Source organism: Rhodococcus sovatensis, assembly GCF_037327425.1.
GTDB lineage: Bacteria > Actinomycetota > Actinomycetes > Mycobacteriales > Mycobacteriaceae > Rhodococcoides > Rhodococcoides sovatense.
The window spans coordinates 5,457,747-5,478,929 of sequence record NZ_CP147846.1 but is presented as its reverse complement, the minus strand read 5'-3'; the positions used below and the strand labels follow the sequence as shown (position 1 = coordinate 5,478,929).

Annotated in this window: 16 protein-coding genes; 5 read left to right on the top strand and 11 right to left on the bottom strand. The window is 58.6% G+C overall.

Annotation, left to right across the window (positions count from 1 at the left end):
- The first annotated feature begins 82 nt into the window (after nucleotides 1–82).
- Both WDS16_RS25605 and WDS16_RS25600 read left to right on the top strand, forming a co-directional pair.
- Nucleotides 83–664, top strand: coding sequence for a hypothetical protein (locus WDS16_RS25605; protein WP_338888785.1), 582 nt, complete (start codon nucleotides 83–85; stop codon nucleotides 662–664).
- Between the two features lie 89 nt (nucleotides 665–753).
- Nucleotides 754–2,037 (top strand): APC family permease, encoded by a 1,284-nt coding sequence (locus WDS16_RS25600; RefSeq protein ID WP_338888783.1) that lies wholly within the window; start codon nucleotides 754–756, stop codon nucleotides 2,035–2,037.
- Between the two features lie 147 nt (nucleotides 2,038–2,184).
- Here the strand turns inward: WDS16_RS25600 and WDS16_RS25595 are convergent, their stop codons facing one another.
- The gene (locus WDS16_RS25595; RefSeq protein WP_338888782.1) at nucleotides 2,185–2,670 is read right to left on the bottom strand and encodes a hypothetical protein; all 486 of its coding nucleotides are present in this window, start codon (nucleotides 2,668–2,670) and stop codon (nucleotides 2,185–2,187) included.
- A 134-nt stretch (nucleotides 2,671–2,804) separates the two neighbouring features.
- Here WDS16_RS25595 and WDS16_RS25590 point away from each other — a divergent pair, with 134 nt between their 5' ends.
- Nucleotides 2,805–4,199, top strand: coding sequence for an IS1380 family transposase (locus tag WDS16_RS25590; RefSeq protein WP_338888780.1), 1,395 nt, complete (start codon nucleotides 2,805–2,807; stop codon nucleotides 4,197–4,199).
- Nucleotides 4,200–4,349: 150 nt separating this feature from the next.
- Here WDS16_RS25590 and WDS16_RS25585 read toward each other — a convergent pair whose 3' ends face one another.
- From WDS16_RS25585 to WDS16_RS25575, 3 genes are all read right to left on the bottom strand, one after another.
- Nucleotides 4,350–6,596 carry a hypothetical protein gene (locus WDS16_RS25585; RefSeq protein ID WP_338888778.1) on the bottom strand — a complete coding sequence of 749 codons (2,247 nt, stop codon included), beginning with the start codon at nucleotides 6,594–6,596 and terminating at the stop codon, nucleotides 4,350–4,352.
- 279 nt (nucleotides 6,597–6,875) lie between these two features.
- A complete protein-coding gene (locus WDS16_RS25580; protein ID WP_338888777.1) occupies nucleotides 6,876–7,430 on the bottom strand; it encodes a hypothetical protein in 555 nt (184 codons plus the stop codon).
- Between the two features lie 6 nt (nucleotides 7,431–7,436).
- Nucleotides 7,437–9,191 (bottom strand): alpha/beta hydrolase, encoded by a 1,755-nt coding sequence (locus WDS16_RS25575; RefSeq protein WP_422395720.1) that lies wholly within the window; start codon nucleotides 9,189–9,191, stop codon nucleotides 7,437–7,439.
- Between the two features lie 207 nt (nucleotides 9,192–9,398).
- Between WDS16_RS25575 and WDS16_RS25570 the strand changes: the two genes are divergently transcribed.
- Nucleotides 9,399–11,387 (top strand): DUF4012 domain-containing protein, encoded by a 1,989-nt coding sequence (locus WDS16_RS25570; RefSeq protein WP_338888774.1) that lies wholly within the window; start codon nucleotides 9,399–9,401, stop codon nucleotides 11,385–11,387.
- A gap of 255 nt (nucleotides 11,388–11,642) precedes the next feature.
- Here the strand turns inward: WDS16_RS25570 and WDS16_RS25565 are convergent, their stop codons facing one another.
- Nucleotides 11,643–12,230, bottom strand: coding sequence for a dTDP-4-dehydrorhamnose 3,5-epimerase (locus tag WDS16_RS25565; RefSeq protein ID WP_338888772.1), 588 nt, complete (start codon nucleotides 12,228–12,230; stop codon nucleotides 11,643–11,645).
- Between the two features lie 13 nt (nucleotides 12,231–12,243).
- On the bottom strand, nucleotides 12,244–13,113 hold the full coding sequence (gene rfbA / locus WDS16_RS25560) for a glucose-1-phosphate thymidylyltransferase RfbA (RefSeq protein WP_338888770.1): 870 nt from the start codon (nucleotides 13,111–13,113) through the stop codon (nucleotides 12,244–12,246).
- Between the two features lie 237 nt (nucleotides 13,114–13,350).
- Between rfbA and WDS16_RS25555 the strand changes: the two genes are divergently transcribed.
- Nucleotides 13,351–14,496 carry a Coenzyme F420 hydrogenase/dehydrogenase, beta subunit C-terminal domain gene (locus tag WDS16_RS25555; protein ID WP_338888768.1) on the top strand — a complete coding sequence of 382 codons (1,146 nt, stop codon included), beginning with the start codon at nucleotides 13,351–13,353 and terminating at the stop codon, nucleotides 14,494–14,496.
- Between the two features lie 23 nt (nucleotides 14,497–14,519).
- Here WDS16_RS25555 and WDS16_RS25550 read toward each other — a convergent pair whose 3' ends face one another.
- From WDS16_RS25550 to WDS16_RS25530, 5 genes are all read right to left on the bottom strand, one after another.
- The gene (locus tag WDS16_RS25550) at nucleotides 14,520–15,701 is read right to left on the bottom strand and encodes a hypothetical protein (protein WP_338888767.1); all 1,182 of its coding nucleotides are present in this window, start codon (nucleotides 15,699–15,701) and stop codon (nucleotides 14,520–14,522) included.
- A gap of 777 nt (nucleotides 15,702–16,478) precedes the next feature.
- Nucleotides 16,479–17,603, bottom strand: a complete 1,125-nt coding sequence (locus tag WDS16_RS25545; protein WP_338888766.1) for a polysaccharide pyruvyl transferase family protein — start codon at nucleotides 17,601–17,603, stop codon at nucleotides 16,479–16,481.
- Nucleotides 17,593–19,008: a hypothetical protein gene (locus tag WDS16_RS25540; RefSeq protein WP_338888764.1), complete on the bottom strand. Its 1,416-nt coding sequence runs from the start codon at nucleotides 19,006–19,008 to the stop codon at nucleotides 17,593–17,595. The genes WDS16_RS25545 and WDS16_RS25540 overlap by 11 nt, the downstream gene beginning before the upstream one ends.
- Entirely contained in the window at nucleotides 19,005–20,000 is a 996-nt protein-coding gene (locus WDS16_RS25535) for a glycosyltransferase family 2 protein (RefSeq protein WP_338888762.1), read from the bottom strand. Before WDS16_RS25535 ends, WDS16_RS25540 begins: the two co-directional genes overlap by 4 nt.
- Nucleotides 19,997–21,172 carry a glycosyltransferase family 4 protein gene (locus WDS16_RS25530; RefSeq protein ID WP_338888760.1) on the bottom strand — a complete coding sequence of 392 codons (1,176 nt, stop codon included), beginning with the start codon at nucleotides 21,170–21,172 and terminating at the stop codon, nucleotides 19,997–19,999. The genes WDS16_RS25535 and WDS16_RS25530 overlap by 4 nt, the downstream gene beginning before the upstream one ends.
- Between the last annotated feature and the right edge of the window lie 11 nt (nucleotides 21,173–21,183).

Below are 21,183 nucleotides of genomic sequence, written 5' to 3'. Positions count from 1 at the left end.
CGACAACACAGAACTCGGGACAAATCACCGTTCAGCGGAGGATTCGACTCACCCACGTCGATGCCGGCGGTACGGTCCTGCAATGGGCAATCGCGCGGTCGCACTGCTTCTCCTCTTCGCGTTCACCATGGTCGGGTGCTCCACGGACTCTGGTGGATCCGATGATCAAAGCCTGCCCACCCCCTCGGAAGCGCCACCGGTGTTCAGTCCTGAGGCTCAGATCTACTCCGCTGTCATTCATCGCCTCGTGTTGACGGACCACACCTTCGGAGGAGCCGGCTATCCGTCTCCGTTCAAGGCTGTGTACATCCTCGATGCCCTCTCGTCCGGTGGCTCGGACTTCTTCATCGACGCGGACGGTGCGCCGTTGGAGGAAGCACTGAAGTCCGAGATCGTAGAACTGTCCGATGGGTTGCCTCCCGTCGAATTCACCGATCGAATCGATACCCGGGCCGACCCCAGCGGACAGGGCGTGACCGGCATGCAGGACGACGGAGTTGTCATCGGCCTCTCGGCTATCGAAGAACCCCCTGAGGGCACGGTCCTAGTGGGCGCCGGCTTCTGGTGCGGCGTCGATTGTGGCTTCGGCACCACCTACGTGGTCGAAGAATCGAACGACGGCTGGCACGTCACACGGAACATCGGCCCCATATCAATTTCGTAGCCACGAGCTGTCACCCTTTCCATATACAGTCGTCGCTCTCACACAGGTAGCCGCTAGCGTTGCCGGTGATTCGGTCGGGAGGGACACAGATGAGCACACAGTCACGAGCTGATCAGCCGGAACTGCAACGTCGGCTCGGTGTGTTCGACGCGGTGGTGATCGGGCTGGGGTCGATGATCGGCGCAGGCATCTTCGTCGCACTGACACCCGCTGCCGCGGCGGCAGGGTCGGGTACAGGGCTGCTGGTGGGGTTGGCGGTGGCCGCGGTCGTGGCGTACTGCAACGCGACATCCTCGGCGAAGCTGGCGGCTCGGTACCCGGTCTCGGGCGGGACATATGTGTACGGCCGCGAGCGGCTGGGTGACTTCTGGGGTTATCTGGCCGGGTGGGCGTTCGTCGTCGGCAAGACCGCGTCGTGTGCGGCAATGGCGTTGACCGTCGGCGCGTACGCCTGGCCTGCGCATGCCAACGCGGTCGCGGTCGCAGCCGTCGTCGCGTTGACTGCGGTGAACTATCGGGGCGTGCAGAAGTCGGCGCTGTTGACCCGCGTCATCATCGCAATCGTTCTGGCGGTTCTGGCATTCGTCGTAGTGGCGAGCGTGTCCTCACCACAGGCTGATGTCGGCCGCTTGGACATCGGTGCCGACGTCACCATCGGTGGAGTGTTGCAAGCGGCCGGGTTGTTGTTCTTCGCGTTCGCCGGCTACGCCCGCATCGCCACCTTGGGCGAGGAGGTCCGCGACCCCGCTCGCACGATTCCGCGTGCGATCCCGCTGGCGTTGGGGATTGCCTTGTTCGTGTACACCCTGGTGGCGGTTGCGGTGCTGGCTGTCTTGGGAGCCGACCAGTTGGGTGCGTCGACCGCCCCGTTGGCCGATGCGGTTCGCGCTGCGGGTGTGCCGTGGCTGGTACCGGTCGTGCAGGTGGGCGCTGCAATCGCCGCGCTGGGTTCGCTGCTGGCCCTGGTGCTGGGGGTGTCGCGGACCGTGTTGGCTATGGCGCGCGATCACCACTTGCCGCACGCATTGGCCGCCGTGCACCCGCGGTTCAAGGTCCCTCATCGGGCCGAACTGGCCGTCGCCGCTGTCGTCGTGGTGATCGCATCGACTGCTGACGTACGTGATGCGATCGGCTTCTCGTCGTTCGGGGTCCTGATCTACTACGCCATCGCCAATGCCGCAGCGTGGACTTTGACCTCGGCTGAGGGCCGTCCCAGGCGGATCGTGCCGGTGGTGGGTTTGGCAGGGTGTGTCGCCCTCGCGTTCGCGTTGCCGATGGTGTCGGTGACGACCGGAGCTGCGGTCATCGTGATCGGTGCGCTGGTCTACGGCCTGCGACGCGGACTTTCCAGCCGGTCGGCGAGATTGGGCTGACCGGTTGAGCCGCGAGAGCTATCCGCCTAGCATTCCGCGGCCGAGTTCCGCCGAAGCGTCACCGAACATCAGCGATTTATCGGGCCCCGAATCTGCAGAACACAACTCTTCTATTCGCACTCGGAGCACCTATCGATATCCGACCGTCTATTCGGCTCCGCCCGCCGCCGCTTCCGGACCGCTTACCGAAGAGGCAGCAGGATTGTTCGTGCCCGCTGGCGGTACTGCCTTCGAGAACAACGCGGCTAGGACATCATCCCAGTGGCTGCTGGCGAAGTAGTCCGAGTGCCCCCGCATCTTTTCTGTACCAGGCTCAGGATCAGCCAACCAATACTCTCGGCCGAGCTTCACGAGCCCTTGGGCGACCGTCTCGCCGGCCTCCTCCTGATAGATTGCTGTCCCGTTCCATGGAACCAGAACCTCGGCGCTCAGGGTCTGGCCAGCGCCGACCGTGCGATCCCAGGACAGTACTGGTCCTCCCACGAAATCGGTGAACCGAATCAGATTGCGCCACCGCCCTTCCAACGTGCCCATCACGCGGCCATGCGATTCGAAGCTGAGCATCGACGGGAATCCTCGAACGAACGCCCATTGCAGTTGCGAGCCGTAGGTGATCAGAGCTAGCCGGCTCAACGCGTCCTTGTTAGCCTGGGGCTTTCATGCCGGTAGTTAGTGGCGGCGTGTCAAGATGGTGGAATGGTGCCTTGAACTGGGAGAATTCGACTTACCACAGTTGAAACCCGACCAGTTCGAGAGGCACCATCCCGGTGAGTAAGTCTACGTCGCCCTACCCCGCCCTGTCTGTCGATGCCACCGGAGGCGGCATCGTGTCGCACGCCGGAGCGGTGACACTGCTCCGAACCGCGGACGCTACCGGGCTCACCGCAGCGTTGTCCGGGCAGCTTTCGTTGTGGCGGAAACCGTTGGCGCAGTTCGACCCCGGCAAAATCATCACCGACCTCGCCGTGTCGTTGGCGCTCGGTGGTGACTGCCTCGCCGACATCGCGACCCTGCGCGAACACACCGCCGTGTTCGGGAAAGTACCCTCCGACCCAACCGTCTCCAGACTGATCGCAACCTTGGCCGCAGATGCCCCTGCAGTCCTGACCGCCATCGACACTGCCCGAGCAGCCGCTCGCGCCGCAGCATGGAAACATGCCGGCAAGGACGCACCCGATCACGGCATCACCGCAGACAACCCGATCGTGATCGACCTCGACGCCACCCTCGTCACCGCCCACTCCGACAAACAGCTCGCCGCACCAACATACAAGCGCGGGTATGGCTTTCACCCACTCCTCGCCTTCGTCGATCACGGGCAGGCAGGGACGGGCGAGCCCCTCGCAGCACTGCTGCGCGCCGGCAACGCCGGCTCGAACACCGCCGCCGACCACATCGCCGTCACCCGCGCGGCGCTCGCACAACTGCCGTTCACCACCGGCGGCCGCCCCGGCAAGAAGGTACTGGTCCGCACCGATGGAGCGGGAGCCAGCCATGTCTTCATGTCGTGGTTGCATCGGCAGCGGGTGTCGTATTCGATCGGGTTCGGGCTCACCGACGCCATGGTCGCCGCACTGGGCGAGGTCCCCGACACTGCGTGGTCGGTCGCGGTCGACGCCGATGAGAAGGTCCGCGACGGTGCCTGGGTGATTGACGCGACCGGTGTCCTCGACCTCGGGGCATGGCCGCCGGGGATGCGTGTGGTGATCAGGAAGGAGCGCCCGCATCCGGGTGCTCAATTGCGTTTCACCGATACCGACGGACTGCGGCTCACTGCGTTCGCCACGAACACAGTCCGTGGTCAAGTTCAGGTTCTCGAACTGCGGCACCGTCGCCGTGCACGCTGCGAGGACCGGATCCGTATCGCGAAAGATACTGGGCTGAGCAATCTTCCGTTGCACGGGTTCGATCAGAATCGGATCTGGCTTGCCATCGTCGCTCTCGCACTCGACCTGACCGCGTGGACTCAGATGCTCGGTTTCACCGATCACGACGCTCGCAGGTGGGAGCCGAAACGGCTACGGTTGCGGATTTTTTCCGTCGCCGGACGCATCGCCCACCATGCCCGCCGCATCCACCTGCGACTGTCGAAAAGTGCGACCTGGTCCGACCTGATCGTCACCGCACTGAACCGGTTGGCGGCACTGACCGCACCCGCCTGACCGAACCCACCGACCGATCGACCCGAAAGACCCCTCTCGGACAGTGGAACCGAGCGCCCAGCCGAACGATATCGGCACAGTCACCATGCCCGAAGCCGCAATCGAGCTCGAAAACCGCAATCTCGAACCGCTCAGGCCGACACATCGGCCTCATGCAAGATCGAGGTTAGGCGGCTGCTGGTCGACAGTCAACTCTCGCCGCACCTGCAGTACAGCCGCATACATCAATAGCGAGCCTTGACTGTGGCCGCACAGCACAACGCGATTATTCTGGGCCACTTTTGTATTGGGCTCCCTTGTCGTTGGATCGAGGCCGAGGTGATAGTAGATGCGGCCCACCAAGTCGTCGAGCGCAGTGGGTGCATACGACAGCGGCGTGACCGGATGCGCTTCACGAGGCCAGAACGATGCGATGTCCCAGATGACTCCAAGGTTCCGGCCGCTCTTCTCCGGATTCTTTCTCGCGTTCATGATCGACCGAAGCAGCGTCGCTGCAATGAGTCCGAGTATCGCGAACCCCGCGCCTTCCAGTGCCCCCTGGCGCGCGGACCATGGCTGGTTTGCGAGGTAGTCCCAACGAAGAGCAACGCTGACCACCCAGTCGGCAATGCACCCCGTAGTCGCATCTCGGAGCGAGAGCAACCACCCCGGTAGATCGTCAGCGGTATGGATCGAAATCAACCCTCCGAGAACGGCACAGCCCACTATGTACGCAACGATACGGTGAAGATACTGGTTGATTCGCGATAGATACCAGCGACCTGCAAGCTTCACTCGGCGCCAGAGGCCCGGCGTCGTGGCGCCGGCAGCGAACTGAACAGCTGCCGCATCGGGGAATGGCTTCAACAGACTTCGGTAAGCAAGAAGTATCAGTATCACGAGCGCAAGAGCAACCAGCCCTGACGCAATAACGCCCCACAGGAACGCAACTGCTTGGTAGATCCCCGGAAGGCGCGCCTTGACGTCGTTCTGGACAAGGAAATGCGAAACGATCTGTGCCAACCCCGCGCCAAACCCTGAACCCAAGATGCACGCCAGAGCCGCGAGGATCGGTGCGTGAATGCCGAATAGCATCGCTCTGAACTTGGGAGGAACTCGTTTCCGATAGTTTTGGTCGGTACACAACACTGTCGCACACTGAAACCGACTCTGCAAGAACGCCGGAACGGAAACGATCACGAAGAGCACAATGCACAGCCCGCAGAGTACAACCATCAGTGCCGACACTCCATCGTTCGAGCCTGTCATCGAGGTTCCGAACGCAGAGCTATCGAATCGTCCAGGGACTACAAGAACACAGACCGCCCAGAAGACCAGGAATGCAAAGACACTGGCGATCCAACCACCAGTTCCACTCAACCTCTGGCGCGCGAACGTGTGGCCTCGCACATACCGGCCACCAGAGAATGTCGGGTCGTCCAGCCAAAAGCTGCAACCAAGCGCAAGGACGCCAAGCACAGCCGTCAAGACGAACAATGCAGACTCCACATTGAGTCCGGACGGCAACCACATCCCGAGCAAGATTAGACCAGAGGCGCAGAATGCCGCCACGGTGTGCAGCGTTCTCAACGCGGGGGCTGTCGGCGAACCAGTCGAGGTAGCGCGAAACTCTTTGTCTCCGAGTGGTGCCGAGTTGGTAGGAACCAATGCTCGGGTTGCGACTGCTTCGTCGTCCGCCTGGCCCTGACTCAGCCCGAGCTTGCTAGCGTATCTAGAACCAGTCATGGTGCCACACAGAACAACGACTGCGGTCACTACCAGCGCAACGATGACGCCACTCCAGAACGAGCGGACACGTAGCGCGTCCGGGATATCGGCGATGAGCGTCCTAGCCACAGTCCATCGCTCGAGCCACGAAGGTAGATGTCCTGCCATCGATTCAGAACTCCAGCATTGCGCGGCCTCGGAGACGGGCACTGTGAAGGACAGACACTGCGCGAAGAACAGGTCGGCGAGAATCACCGTCAACTGAGCGGTGATCAGCGCAGTCAGCAGTAGCCCGATCACGCGTATCAGAGCTCTCGCCGTCGTGACCGCCCGAGCAGCGGACGGCCCGGTTGGAGCCGGCAACATCCACTGCGCCAAATTCACCAGCGAAAAGGGCAGGAGCAGCGCCCACAGCGCCTGCATGAAGCCACCGGAAGTCATCCCACCCCAGTGGTATGCCTCACGGACCCTCTCATGTGTGGTCCCGTCGATCTCCACCGAACGCCGAGAGGGATCAGTGCCATTTCTTTCTCGAAAGAACCGCTTGTGCGTACCTGTGTCTATCGCAACTACAGAGTCGGTTTCGAGCATCGACTCGGGTGGGGTTCCGCTGACTCCATGGGTTCGCAGCTCGACGACGACGAACTCACGAGCCGGATTGACCGATTTGTCGCTATTCGGATCATTCATCGCTCCCACCCCTGTCGCAGTATCGACAGAAAGTACCCCGCAGGAACGCGCCCGGTGAATGAAATACAATGGCTTGGATCAGTCCAGAGTAGGAAGACGATGGACCGGAAATCGGGCCAAAACAGTCCACGAACCGCAGAGAATGGCTGACCGTCGACTGAGAAGCGCTTCAGTACCGGTCTGGAATGGGAAAGTACAAACCACGACGTCGATATCAATATCGATCGCTACGCGATCTGCACTTCGATCACTCGGCGAACGACCGCTACGAATGCCCGTTCAGGGCTGCTCGATCACCCCCGGAGCCTGCGCGTCCAGGTCGGTGCCGTTCTCGAACGGGAAGCACGGTGACGACCCAGTGAGGCTCAGAAATCCGTTGCTGCTGATCTTCGCGCTCAGAAGGTAGTCGTCGGATGACGTTCCACGCGCTGAGTTTCCACCGTCGACCGTTGCGTCGTCTACTGTCCAGCCCCACTCCTGCCATCGTGCCACCAAGGTCTTCAACCCTGCCTGCCCGTCACCGCCATCGACGACCCAGTAGCCCGCACCGAAATACTCCGGCCCATCCACCACGGCATTGCTGTCGTAGCAGGGTTTGAACCCGCCAAATGTCATGTCCGCCTGAAGTTCCGGGTGCACGCGGTCCAATCTGGCACCGGCCGGGAGCGCCGATACGGACTGCTCGAGGTATTCGATCGTCCGATTCATCGACAACTCGGACGTCAAGGATTCGTTCATGCTTTTGCCTCCGCTGGTCGAGCATGCAAGTGCTGCAGTCGACAGGACCGCAGCTGTCGACAGGGCTGCCAAGACCCGGCGATACGAGAGTGTCATCGTCTATTACCTCGTGCCCGCAATGATTCTGCCCATTTCTTCCAGTCCCGGGTTGTTGATGAGGAAGTAGTCGCTGTGAGTGGACGGCGAGACCCCGAAGTCCATGCCGCCGATATCGATGCTCGGACCTGGGTCGGTCTCGAAGACTGTCGCGCCGAAGGACGAGCTGGTCGGGTCGGGCCCGTGTATGAGGCTGATGTCACCGGGAAGCCCGATCACCGAACCTGCTTCGGCCACAGTGTCAGCCGCGCCGCCGATCCACGTTACCGGGTCCGTCGCCGCCGCCGTTGCGAAAATGCGTTCATGATTCGACGACGGGTCGACGCTATCGAGTCTGAGGTCTTCCACCCCGTCGATACCGTTTCCGACGCCCGGACTTCCGACGAAGATGACGCGGTCGGCGTCGAGCGAATTGCCTTCGCTCATCGCGTGCCCGATGACGGTACTGCCGTAACTGTGTCCGATCACGGTATTGACCGACGGTGCGCCGTCGTGCGCTGCCCGCAGGCCGTCTTGGAAACTGTCCAGGCGTGGTGCGCCCGCCGCGGCGTACTCGGAAGATCCTGCATTGTGAATTTCGGGTGGGGCGTTGTAGCCAACCCATGTGACGACAGAATTGCGCCCACCGTTTTCACTGTTTGCGGCGTCGAGAAGGTTGCCTGCACGATCCATGTCACCTCCCAGTGACGGCAACCCCGAGCTCGTCCCGGGGATGTAGGTAGCGACGTGGCCTGCGCTGTCGGGATTGTTGAGGGCGATGGCACCGCGGCCCTCAGCATCGATATTCATCAGGTAGCGCGGCACCCCGTCCTTGTCGAGCTGTGTCCGAACCTCGCGGTATCCGAAGGCGGTTTTCTCGGCTGCGGCCCTCTCTTCGAGCCACCGGTCCAATTCGCGCTGCCTGTCGCTGTCCTCATCGCTGATAATTCCTTGGGTTGGAGGGAGGTTCTCGCCCTTCAACCAGTCAGGATGGCGGGCCTCGATGTCGTCGACATTCGCATCGGCGTTGGCGGACAACGTCTGCAGCAGTTCTTCGTTGTAGCGGGACTTGTCGATCGCGGGCAGTCCGTCACGATTGCCGATGGTGGGGTCCCAGGCCGCAAGCCCGTCTTTCTCGGCCGGTGACAGCTGGTCCCAGAACTCGGCGAGCGCCACCGGATCCTCGGGCAGGAATGCACTCCCGTCGAGGATTGCTCGGACCTCGGGCGAGTACAAGGATGCAGCAGGTGAGGCAGTGGTGATATCGGCGAGGTCGGACATGGCGTCGGCAAGGCTTACAGCGCACGCGCGATCGACTTCTGCTGCAGACTCGAGAAGAGGGATGAGGCTGGCTTGGAAGATTCTGGCCTTTTCATCGAAGCTCGACTGCATGAGCATGTCGATCATGGCATCCCCAGTAGAACTGGACGGGGCGATGACCGTGCCGGAATCCTCGACGGTGAAGCCCTCTGCGATTGCGGAATCGACGATTCTCAGTGCTGGATCTCGCACAGCTACAAGTTTGCTAGCGGCCTGTCCGAATGTCTCGGAGACAGCGGCGACGGCAGTGACGATGTGGGTCCCGACGATCCGGTCGGACAGAGAACGGGCCAATGCAGCAGCGGCCGCGTCGCCTTCCCAATCCGACAAGGCTTCGTCGGTGCTGCGTTCCATCTGGGACAGGCGGTCGTCGAAATCGTCGTTGATCGACCCGACGTCAGCCGCGACTGCGACCAGCGCCTGCGGCGTCCACGACCGCAGCTGGGAAACCAGCACACCCATCAGAGTGCGTATCCGTGTGTGTCCAGCTGACAGCTATGCCCGTGATCTACGGAGTCTTCCCCCATACGTTCTTTTCCTCCCCCAGCGCCCTCCCCGGCACGCGGGTCAGACTAGCAGGGGGACTTGGACCAGCACTCGGAACTCATAGCAGGTCATCGGGCCCGAACTGGAAGCTGACAACCCGTTTTTGGCTGGATATTGGGCGATGTGACAGCGCCTTTCGTCGATATAGCCGGCCCCGACGTCATCGGTGTTCCAGGTGGCATGTCCGAGATGTCAACGTCCGCTCACTCTTATAGTCTGACGCTCGACGAAGGGACCGTTCGACTCATGGGCAAAGGCAGACCGTCCAGTTACGACGCTTACGGCGGCTGGACCGACACATCGAGTCGGCGCAACCGCGAACGACGCCGGCGCCGCAGTTCCGCACGCCAACGGCGCCATCCTGTGCGTCGGCGCATTTTGATTGGGTGCGGCATCGGCGTCGTTGTTGTGGTGGCGCTCCTGGGGTGGCTCGGCTACACCGCAAAAACCGCCTACTCGGATCTGAACATTGCCAAGAACTCCGCATCGGCGGCACGTGAGTCCGTGACTTCAGGAAACCCGGACAATGCCATGAAGCAGGCGGCAGAAGCAGTCGAGGCATCGGCAAGCGCGAAGCAAGCCGCCGATTCACCCATTTGGCGTCTTGCGGCGGCTGTTCCGTTCCTTGGCAATCCACTCGACTCGGTAACGCAGATCATCGACGTGGTCGACGGGCTGGCGAAGAACGTGCTGGAACCCGCTGTGCAGTTGGGGCCCGTCCTCGATCCCAGCCAGCTTCAGTCCCCCGACGGTCGAATCGATGTTCAGGTGCTGCGTGACGCAACGCCAACTCTCGTAGCGATCGCTGACTCCGCCGATGAACTGAAAGCTCAGGCCGACGCCATTCCTGAGTCCTCATCCATCAGCCAGATCGACGACGCTCGTGTGCAACTACAACAGCAGGTGACCGACCTGGCCAGCCTATTGGCAAACACAAGGATCGCCGCTGAGGTCATGCCGTCGATGATCGGTGCAGACGGCCCGCGTAACTACTTCATGGCGTTCCAGACAAACGCGGAATCACGTGGAACCGGCGGCCTCATCGGCGGATTCGCCATTCTGTCAGCCGTCGATGGGCGGGTCCAAGTCGACGATCTGGCAAGCAACAAAGAACTTTCCAGGAACTACGACCCCATCGATCTCGGCCCCGACTTCTACAAGGCCTACGAACAACGATTCCAGGCAACGCAGAACTGGCAGAACAGCAATGTAAGCCCCCACTTTCCCTACGCGGGGCAGATCTGGCAATCGATGTGGCAACAAGAAACCGGACAGGTCATCGACGGTGCGATCGCTACGGATCCTGTCGCGTTGAGTTACATCCTCGAGGTCGTCGGCGCGGTCAAACTCGCCGATGGCGAAGTTATCGATGCCGACAACGTCGTTCGAATCACGCAGTCGGACGCCTACTTCCGGTTCCAAGACGACCAGATTGCACGCAAACAGTATCTACAGAACATTGCGGCGGCAGTGGTTGCCAAGATGCAAGGCGACATCAAATCACCGTCCGCGCTACTCGACGCGATCGGTAAAGCAGCTAGCGAAGGGCACCTTGCAATATGGAGTGCTGACCCTGAGATTCAACGAATCCTCGGACCGACCAAAGTCGGCCACGAAGTGCCCGATACAGCGGCCCCCTACGCAGCGGTCGTCGTCAACAACGGTGCAGGTGGCAAGCTCGACTACTACCTGGACCGGTCAGTCACCTACTCCGGCGGCTCCTGCGAGGGCACGACGCGGCCCACCAAGGTCACTGCATCGATCACCAACAGAGCTCCGGCACAAGACTATCCGGTCTATGTTGCAGGCCGCCAGAACGACTCGACTCGCTATGACGGACCGCCTGGAACCAATCGGTCGATCGTCACCTTGTACGCGACACAGGGCGCAGTGTTGAAGAAGGCGACTCTCAACGGCTCGTCGCTGTTCCTTCTCGGCGGCGGCTTCGAACGCGGGCACCCCATCTACTACGTTCCGGTCGTCACCGAGCCAGGTCAGACGAACGTCATCGAGTACGAGTTCGAGGAGCCAGTCGCGGCGGGAGAACCGCAGGCACCGATCCAGCCGCAGACTGGGGACGCCGAATCGGTCGTTGAGGTGCCTATCTGCTAGCAGACGGGGCGTGCATCGCAATGGACGCGCGGTATTGACCGTCCCTGCGGTTTCCACGAACGTCGCAGTGCGGCGAGGACACTTATCAAAGTACTAGTCGTGTCTGTTCAACTGACAACGTACATGCATGTGCGCCGAAGCCAAATCTGATATGCCCTTGCCTCCGGCAGCACGCTTCCAACCTGCGCGTTCGCTGGAACCTGTGCGTTCAGCGGCGCGGGTGACCGAATGAGACATTCGGTCACTACGAGGGGGTCAGCCCTGGTACTTCGGCAGATAGCCGGCGGCGATGGCGTCCGCAAGTGAGGGTGCCGCTCGGTCCTTGTCGGAGAGTTGATACTCGAGCGGGGATCCGTCGCGTGCGAGGGTCGGCCAGTCGATACCCAGATCCGGATCCAACGGATCGATGTCGCGGTCCAGGGACGGGGTGTACTCGATCGAGCACAGGTACATCACCGTCGATCCGTCCTCGAGCGACAAGATCGCATGCCCCAACCCTTCCGGCAGATACACCGCACGCCGATCGACATCGTCGATGAGCACACTGTCCCACTGCCCGAACGTCGGCGAACCCACCCGCAGGTCCACGATCACATCCAGGAAGGCACCGGTCACCGCGGTGACGTACTTCGCCTGCCCAGGCGGGGTGTCGGTGAAATGGATCCCACGCAGAACCCCGGCCGCGGAGACCGAACAATTCGCCTGCTCCAACGTCAAGGGCCGACCGACCGCATCGGTGAACGCCGAGGATTTGAACCACTCGAAGAACACACCACGATCGTCACCGAACTGACGCGGGGTGTACTCGTAGGCGCCAGCGATCTTCAACTCACGAAAACTCATTGCTTCACTTTTCTCACTGACGGCGATCGAGAAGGTCGAGCAGATACTGCCCGTACCCGGATTTGACGAGCTTCTCCGCCCGCTCACGCAGTTCGTCGTCGCTGATGAACCCTCGACGCCACGACACTTCCTCCGGCGCCCCGATCTTGAGACCCTGACGCTGCTCGATGGTGCGCACGTAATTGGAGGCATCGAGAAGCGAATCGAAGGTGCCGGTGTCGAGCCACGCCGTCCCACGGGGCAGCACCTGCACCGCCAACCGGCCCGCATCGAGATAGTGCCGGTTGACGTCGGTGATCTCGTATTCCCCCCGCGCCGACGGCTGCAGATCCCGGGCGATGGCCAGGACATCGTTGTCGTAGAAGTACAGACCCGGCACCGAATAGTTCGACTTGGGGACCTTCGGTTTCTCCTCCAACGACACCGCCCGACCGGATGCGTCGAATTCGATGACGCCATACGCGCTGGGGTCCTTGACCTCGTAGGCGAAGACCGCGCCGCCCTCGATCGACTCGAACCTACCCAACTGCGAGCCCAGCCCTGGACCGTAGAAGATGTTGTCACCGAGCACCAGAGCAGCACCCTCGGACCCGATGTGATCGGCACCGAGGACGAACGCCTGCGCGAGACCGTTCGGGGTGTGCTGGACCTTGTAGGTGAGGTTGATGCCGAACTGCGAGCCGTCACCGAGCAGACGTTGGAACTGCTCCGAGTCCTGCGGGGTGGTGATGATCAAGATGTCACGAATGTTCGCCAGAATCAGCGTCGAAAGCGGGTAGTAGATCATCGGCTTGTCGTAGACCGGAACAAGCTGCTTGCTCACGCCCATCGTGATCGGATGAAGACGCGACCCGGTACCGCCCGCCAAAATGATTCCCCGCATACCCGGCAGTCTCCCAGATCGACTTCGAACTACCAACATATATCCCGACAAATCTCTGTGACGCGCGCCGCAAGAGAGCAAGTGATGCGTAGCACCACGCAGAACCGTAGACTGAATCAAAATAGCATCTCCTCATGAGCCCCCCCAAGGAGCGAACCTTTGTCTAGCGACCCGCTCGCATCTGCTGTTAAGCGAGTCCTCGATAACGACAACTGCAGCGGATGTGGCGGGTGCGCCTTGGTTTCCAATCGCGTCAGCATTTCTTTAAGCAACGACGGTTTCATGCGTCCGGTGGTGGCTCGCTCAAATTCCCACCATCAAACAGGAGCTGACGAGGCGAAGACTTTCAAAAGCATGTGCCCGGGAATCACGATGACCGCAAGCAAGTCTGCAGTGTTAAAAAACAGCGATATCTTCGGCGGGTACGTGTCAAGCTGGGTCGCCTGGGCAAATGATCCAGAGATCCGTGAAGCCGGCAGCAGCGCAGGTGTACTCACCGCCATGACCGACTGGCTAATTTCAACAGGAAGAATTCGTTCCGTCGTAGCCAGTACCGAAGCAAAAGTAGATCCTCGTCGAACTGTGCCACTCACTATCACCACTCGCGACGAGGCGCTTACTGCGGCCGGTTCGAGGTACGCACCGGTCGCGAACCTTACAAACCTGAAAATTGACGATTTTCAGACGTCGGCATTGATTGGTAAACCTTGCGAAGCTTCAGCGATCAAGCAGCTTGGGGACGCGCTCGGACTGCAGGACCACCAGCGTCCAATTGTTTTGTCTTTCTTCTGCGCCGGCACACCTAGTCAACTCGCGACTGATTCGCTAGCAGAGTTACTTGAAGCGCCTGCAGATGATATTGAACATCTACGATACCGCGGAAATGGATGGCCAGGCGAATTCACGATCAAACTCGAAAGCGGCGACACCAGAACGATGTCATACGACCAGTCATGGGGGACCCACCTCGGTCGAACTGTTCAGTGGCGCTGCAAAATTTGCGTGGACGGCACCGGTGGGCATTCCGATATAGCAGTTGGCGACTACTGGGAAGTCGACAGCAAGGGCTACCCATTGTTCGAGAATGCTGACGGTCGATCCGTCGCGATCGCACGCACCGTCCGTGGCGAGGAACTGCTCGAAGCGGCCGAGAGAGACGGAATAATCACCAGGTCGCCACTGAAGCTTGATCTCGTCTCCGCGGTCCAACCCCTCCAGACCGAACGTAAGCTGACACTTGCGGCACGACTCGTCGGGCGGCGCGTCGCCGGCAAGCGAATTCCCCAATACAAAGGCTACAACCTCATTCGAATCGGACGACAATCCGGAATGAAGGCTTTGCGTGCCCTAGCGGGGACTTTTGTGCGTACGCGTCAAAGTTGACAGCGATGATGCAGATTAAACGGCTACACAGTACCCTTCAGGCAGAGCTTTAATGAAGCTTTGATATCCCGAGTACCGATTACAAGTACAGACGGACCCACACGCAGCGCAGCCAAACTGCCGGCCATAGTCACTGTCCATCCAAGCAAGACACCGACGGCGCCACCGACTGCCCCCATCGCTGGCGAAAGCGTGAAGAGGCCGACCAGAGAGACCAGGATTCCCGCGAGCTGACACACAGTCATTGTCCTACCGCGCCCCTCTGCTCCCAGAACCTGAGTAGCAACATAATTCACTACGAGTAGGGGAGATCCTAAAATCAAGATCAGAGCGGGCGACACTGAATCTCTGAATTCTGCTCCAAAAAGGAACGGAACTCCTATCGGCGTTGCCATCGAGAGGATCACAGCGATGACCGACCCGCCATATACAGCAGTTCGAATCGCAAGCCTTCGAACATACTGCAGTCTATCGGGCGACGCAGATGCAATGTTTTTAAAGACTGCAGAGCCAACGGCATAGCCTCCAGCCAGCGGGATGGCGGCCAAGGTCATTGCCACTGATAGTAGTCCGGTTTGCAGGGCACCCATCGCGACTGCGGCGAATAACAGTACAATTGTATTGCTAGCGGTCTCCGCGATCTGGCTGCCAGCGTACTTTATTCCCTCACGTCCGATTGAAATCATAGACAATCGTGGGCCTATAACGGATACGCGAATCTGGCCAAGCGAAATGGCGACCGCGGTTACGGTTCCAGCAATGTAAGCCAACATAAGATGGCTAATCGACAATGACGAGAATAGCCAAAAGAAAATAACGAAAAAAGCCGTTACACCGGGCTGAACAAACTGCAGGACCGCAATGCTACGATACCGCTGCTTCGCTATCAGCGCGCTCTGCACGCAAAGAACGACAACGAACAGCGCAGACACACCCATCGCCACCAAGAACAATGTTCGATCTACACCTGCTATCTCGGGCAGCAGGAAGATTGCAACGACAGCGCCAATCGCGAATGCAGGACTGACCAGCAGCCCCGCTATCCGATAACACACCCTCACAACCGGGGCAAATTCTCCGACAGAAGCCAAACGCCGAACAGCCATCGGAATGCCTAATCCCACCACGACGGGCGACAGGCTCAATGCAGCCAGGCACGTCGCATACACACCGCGGCCCTCCGGTCCAAGCTCCCTCGATATCATGGGTGCCGTTCCAAGGGCGATGATCATTATCGTCACACGACTGACCGAAATCAGCAGAGGCGATCCCATTGACGGACCTGCAGAATTCGATGTGATGACGGCGCGGCCCTTACGGTGTTTCGCCATTGGCAGCATAGGAATCGAGTAGCCGGCGTGCCTCTATGGGATCCAACGTCCAATACTCGCTATCCAAAATTCGCGCAGCTTGCTCGGGTTCGAACCGAAAGCGCAGCACGCGCGCTGGGTTTCCTGCAACAACAGCAAATGCGGGGACGTCCCGGGTAACCACCGACCCGGCCCCAATGACCGCGCCGACTCCGATTGACCTACAACCCGGCAGAATTATCGAATTGGCACCAATCCAACTATCATGACCAATGACGCAACCTGTCCGAGCGACGTCTTGCGAATCGTCAACAAAGCCCAGCCTTGCGTTATACCAAAAGGGATGCATACTTACATGGTCGAGCGGATGAGCGGCTCCTATCCGCCTCACACCCGGACCCACCGATACATAGCGGCCAAGTACAGACCGCTCATCGGCGTTGCCTGGTTGAAGAAGGGAGCCATAGCTAAATTCGCCTGCAACAACACCGAAATGATGAGCCAGCACGGTTCTTAGGCTCCGCGAATACATGTCTCCCCCCTCCAGCCGCACTATCATCCTAAGCACACTGGAACGAAACGGCACTCGCCGATAGATGTGCGCGACCACCCGGCCAACAACCGACGACCGCATACATTCAAGATCGCTCGTCTTCGAGCGCGCTCGGCGACTCACACTGACGCACCATTCATGGCATCCGAGATTGAGGACCATTTCGGCGAACCGGTAAAGGACCGAATCATAGCGTCTGCCCTGTCATTGACTGACAAGACTGACTCCTGCAAATTCCCGAAGTTCGTGCTTCCCAGTAGGCCAAGCGTCTCGGCCACCGGATCGAGACCCGACCTTAGGTCGACAGTGCAGTCCCAACCAATCGATGCCATCAACGGCGCGAACTTTCTGGAGTATGACCACGGTATTGCCACCGTACCGACTGCCAAAGCATTGATCGAAGAGTGCATCCGTGAACCAATCAGCACCTCCGTACTGGCCAATATGCGGCGGACGTCCGCAAGATCTCTTGGAATCAACACATCGACAGAGATTCCACTGGCGGAGGCGGCAGCCTCGACAGCCGGGACGTCGTTATCCATCAAGTTCGAACTCAAGACGTGAGCCAGAAGACTAATTCTTCGTCCGCGCTTAGACAACTCTTCGATCAGTTCGATTACACTTGACCGGTAGCCCAAATAGTCGACATGCGGATTCGGATTCCAAAGCAAACCGGATACATTGATTACTACATCGTATAGCTGGCTTCGCCTCAACTTTCCTAGAGCGAACGCCATGTCCGTCGACTCGACATCAGCTTGCCGACCAAGCTTCCGTGCATAAGCAGCACTCTCAGGATCGCGTGTGCAAACGAATGCACAGCCGCGCAGCATCGACTTCCCAACCATCTTACCGACACGAGTTTCGAATGGACCGACTGTCTGAGGCGTCATTACCACGGGCCTACGGGCTTTCTTTGCGGCGTATCGGACGTACTTCATTAGCAATAGCCGCCGCAATCCATATATATCGGTGAAGCTGTCACCGCCACCGGTGTCCAGGATGACGTTAAATGTCTTGAAGTATTCAGTCATTCCACCACGCCTGCCTGCCAAATCTCTCTGGGCCGCAAGTCTCGTGAGCGGTGTACCGGCTGTGTTGTGGGTATGAAACACTACGTCACACGGTCCCCAGATTTCCGTCGCAGCCAAGCGTGCGCCGGCGGCTAAGGCCTGCAATCCCAGGTTCTCCGCATCGGGATCGGCCCAGAGCACTAGTACGCGCACTCTTTTTCTATCTTCCATCTGCTGCTCCCGCTGCGGTTTCTGGATTTAGTTGACTGAAATTTTTACGATCTTGTCCCGCGGGGTGCAAAATACCGCCGCTTAAAGCCACTAAACGTACATTCCTGGATTCCCAAACTAGAAATGAGACCATCCCAAAGTAAAACCAAACAATAGACCCGAACTGGGTTATAAGAGCAACCGTAAACAACGCTGGAACGACAGCTAGCAGACTTATAGCGGGCGCCATAGAAGTACGGCGAACGACCCGCCAGATTAGCCATCCACAACCGTATAGAGCCATTGCTGCTATCAAATAGCCAAAACTCACGCCAAGAAGAACGAAGGTACTATCAATCGACTTGAACCCTTGGAAATAGAACTCCCCTTGGGATGGCTCTGTGTATCCTGACGCCAAACCGAGCGGATTCATCGATGGAATCAGATCTATAAGCGTGACTCTGTAGTCAGCAGATATGGTCGCGCCGCGGCCCTCTTTGGCAAACACGGCAAGGATCTGAGGAACCGCAAACCACGCGACCCCGCCGAGGACCAACACAAGCGCAACTTTGCCCCGTGTCCGCTCCCGCTCGGCATAGAACAGCAGCGACAAAACCACGGCTAAGACTGCACTCAACATTCCAGATCGACTAAAGGAAACGACAGTACCTGCCAACAATACCGTTACCATCATGGCGCGATAGCCCGCCCGAATATCACACGCCAGAACGATAGGGATAGCCATCGCCAACGAACAACCCAATGCAATAGAGTGTCCAAATGCCCACTCTGCACGAACAATCCCACCGCGCTCTTGTTCATGGCCCCAAGCCAAGAACTGAGTATTGTCAATCACCCAGCTGTAATACGGGTTCCAGTCCAGCGAAAACTCGATGATTGCACATGCTGCCGCAGCGGTGAATACTATGGCAATCGCCCTGTAGGTGAATTGAACACCAGCGCGCTGGAGCAGCAGTCGACCAACCACGAACGATAGCAGCCATTGAGTCATAACGTTTGTCACATCACCTGGGCGAGACAAACCCACAATCCCGCACACAAGACATATCGCGCAGATAAGAAGAACGCCAATGTCGATACCGGATAGTTTCCATGGATTCTTTGCGAACGCACCCCCAAGTACTAGCAACCCAGCCAGTGAACTGGCAGGTAGATAGAACGGATTGTCTACTCCTACCCAGAAGGGCACGAAGCAACTTATAGTAAGCCACAGCACCATAGCGAATTTAGGGTGCAGCACGGATAGTGAGAATAATCCAACAGCAACAATCAGCACCAGGGCCGCAAGCTGTCCCAAAAATATTGGCACAGCGAAGGTCAAGATCAACACAGCGGCGACGACAAAAATTAGGAACCGCGTCTCTCGCCGACTCTGAACCCGGCGCGACGTTCCCAAGATGTTCATTTCCCGACCGCCGAACTGACCCGAAGAATTTCGCGTGAGTAGAACATGAACCGTTTGTAGTTCGGGTCTGAATTGAAGTTCTCACGTCTTACAACGGCACGTACACCGTGCGCAATAGCTCTTGTGAGCATGCCGACAGCGAAGACGTACTTCCAACCGATGTTCTGAATCCGAGAACTCGCAATATCCGACTTGTAAAGTTCGTAAAGATTCACCATCCACTCAGTACCAGGCGCCTTGTCTGCCACACTACTGCTTTTTCCGAGCCCATGAACGCCAGAACTTTCGGACGACAGCACGACACGGAGTCCAGATCGCCTAACTCGCATGCAAAACTCGACGTCTTCCGCGTACATGAACCATCGTTCGGTTAACCCATTCTCCCTCGTCCACACTGCACGCGGCACCGCCATACAAGCACCCGAGACCCACTCGACGTCCGTCGAGGAAAAGTGATCCCGCCGCAAGACATATAGTCCTCGAAACAAACTGTGTTGAGGAAGAACTCTAGATAGACCCGAATAGTGGCAAAAGATCCGCCACAATGACGGCTGCATACCCGCTTCGCGTACCGAAAGGTTGAGCTCAGGATGCTCTAGCAGCGGCGCGACAACACCGATCTGAGTTGATTCTTTCAGGGTACTATCCAGACTCATGATGCTATCAATGCCCACAATGGCGTCCGGATTCAGGAGAACGATTGTGTCACCCAGCGCTGCCTTTGCCCCGATGTTTACCGCCTTTGCGAATCCCAGGTTGACCACACTCTGTATCAAGAGAACAGAAGGGTAGGTCTTCTTGATATGGTCGGCAGTGCCATCGTGAGATGCATTGTCAACAACGATTATCTGGAACTCACTCGCATCAACCAATGGTTTGAGACTTTCGCTCAGAAGATCTCGACTGTTGTAGGTGACCATCACGACAGAGATGCACCGCTTGGTCGAACTTTCGTTCTCGACTACTGGATATCCAACGTGATTCTCGGTCACGACCTTCTCCCGTCAAAAATTTGGAGAACGCTTGAGCGCCGGGGGGCGACAGCCAACGATGAAACCTCGTGGAGAACCTGAGCCTGATAGCGTTCTACTCCAAAGCGTTCCGCGGCGCTACTGTAGCTATTTTCCGCCATTCGCAATGCCGAGCTCCAGTTATCAATTAATCGAGACACCGCTGTTGCCAGTTCCTTTGCGTTCCCAGGCTGACAAAGGGTGCCGGTCTCGCCGTCAGTCACTATTTCCGACAGTCCTTGAACTCGTGATGCAATCAAGGGTCGGTTCGCAAGCTGGGCCTCAACGGCAACATTTCCAAAAGGTTCGGCAAGTGATGGCACCAGCACGATATCAGCGTCCGCAAGCTTAGCTCGGGCGTCCTTGACGTACCCGGCAAAATGGACTCTACCTGCAAGGTCAGGTCGCGCAGCGCGTTCCCTGAGATCTGCGTCGAACCATTCGTAGCCTGGATAGAAATCGCCATACAGCGTTATAGAGACGTCATATTGTTGAGATATGAGGAGGGCAACGGCTTCCAATGCAATATCGGTACCCTTTCTCGGCGACAAACGACCGACGAGTGCCAGCCTGAAGTGTCCGCCCTCAGGTGCTGCCGACGGGGGTTTTTTGTCATCGTGAGGAATTCCGTTATACACCACTTTCGCACGTTTCTCTAGGCGCGGAAGCGACGTTACAATCACCTCGCGGGACGCCCTACTGTTCACAATGATCGTTCGGCAGAGAGTCAGAGGAAGAAGTAGTGCATACCTTACCGTTCTCTGGTTCGATTGTTCAGCCTCATGGACATGACATATAACCGGGGTTCCGGCTAAAAGTTCCGATAGAAACCAAACTGGAGTAGTCAATGTGTTTGCGTATACAACATTTGGCCTGATTTTCCGAAGAATCCGAAATATCTTGAATGCTGCTACAACACTCTTGAGTATATATACGGGGATTCCCGTGATACTCAGAAGCGATTTTCTGCTTACTGGAAAATCAAAAATCTGTACTGATGCGCCGCGAGCTACTATTCGACTCTCCAGTGGACCCGTTGCGGGGAGCACAACACGCACCGTATGACCGTCAGCTACTAGGGCTTCGACGGTCTCTAATAGCTGGAGATCGGATCCATATAGGTCAGGAGAAGGGTGCGAAATTAATACAGACATGGATGCCTTCA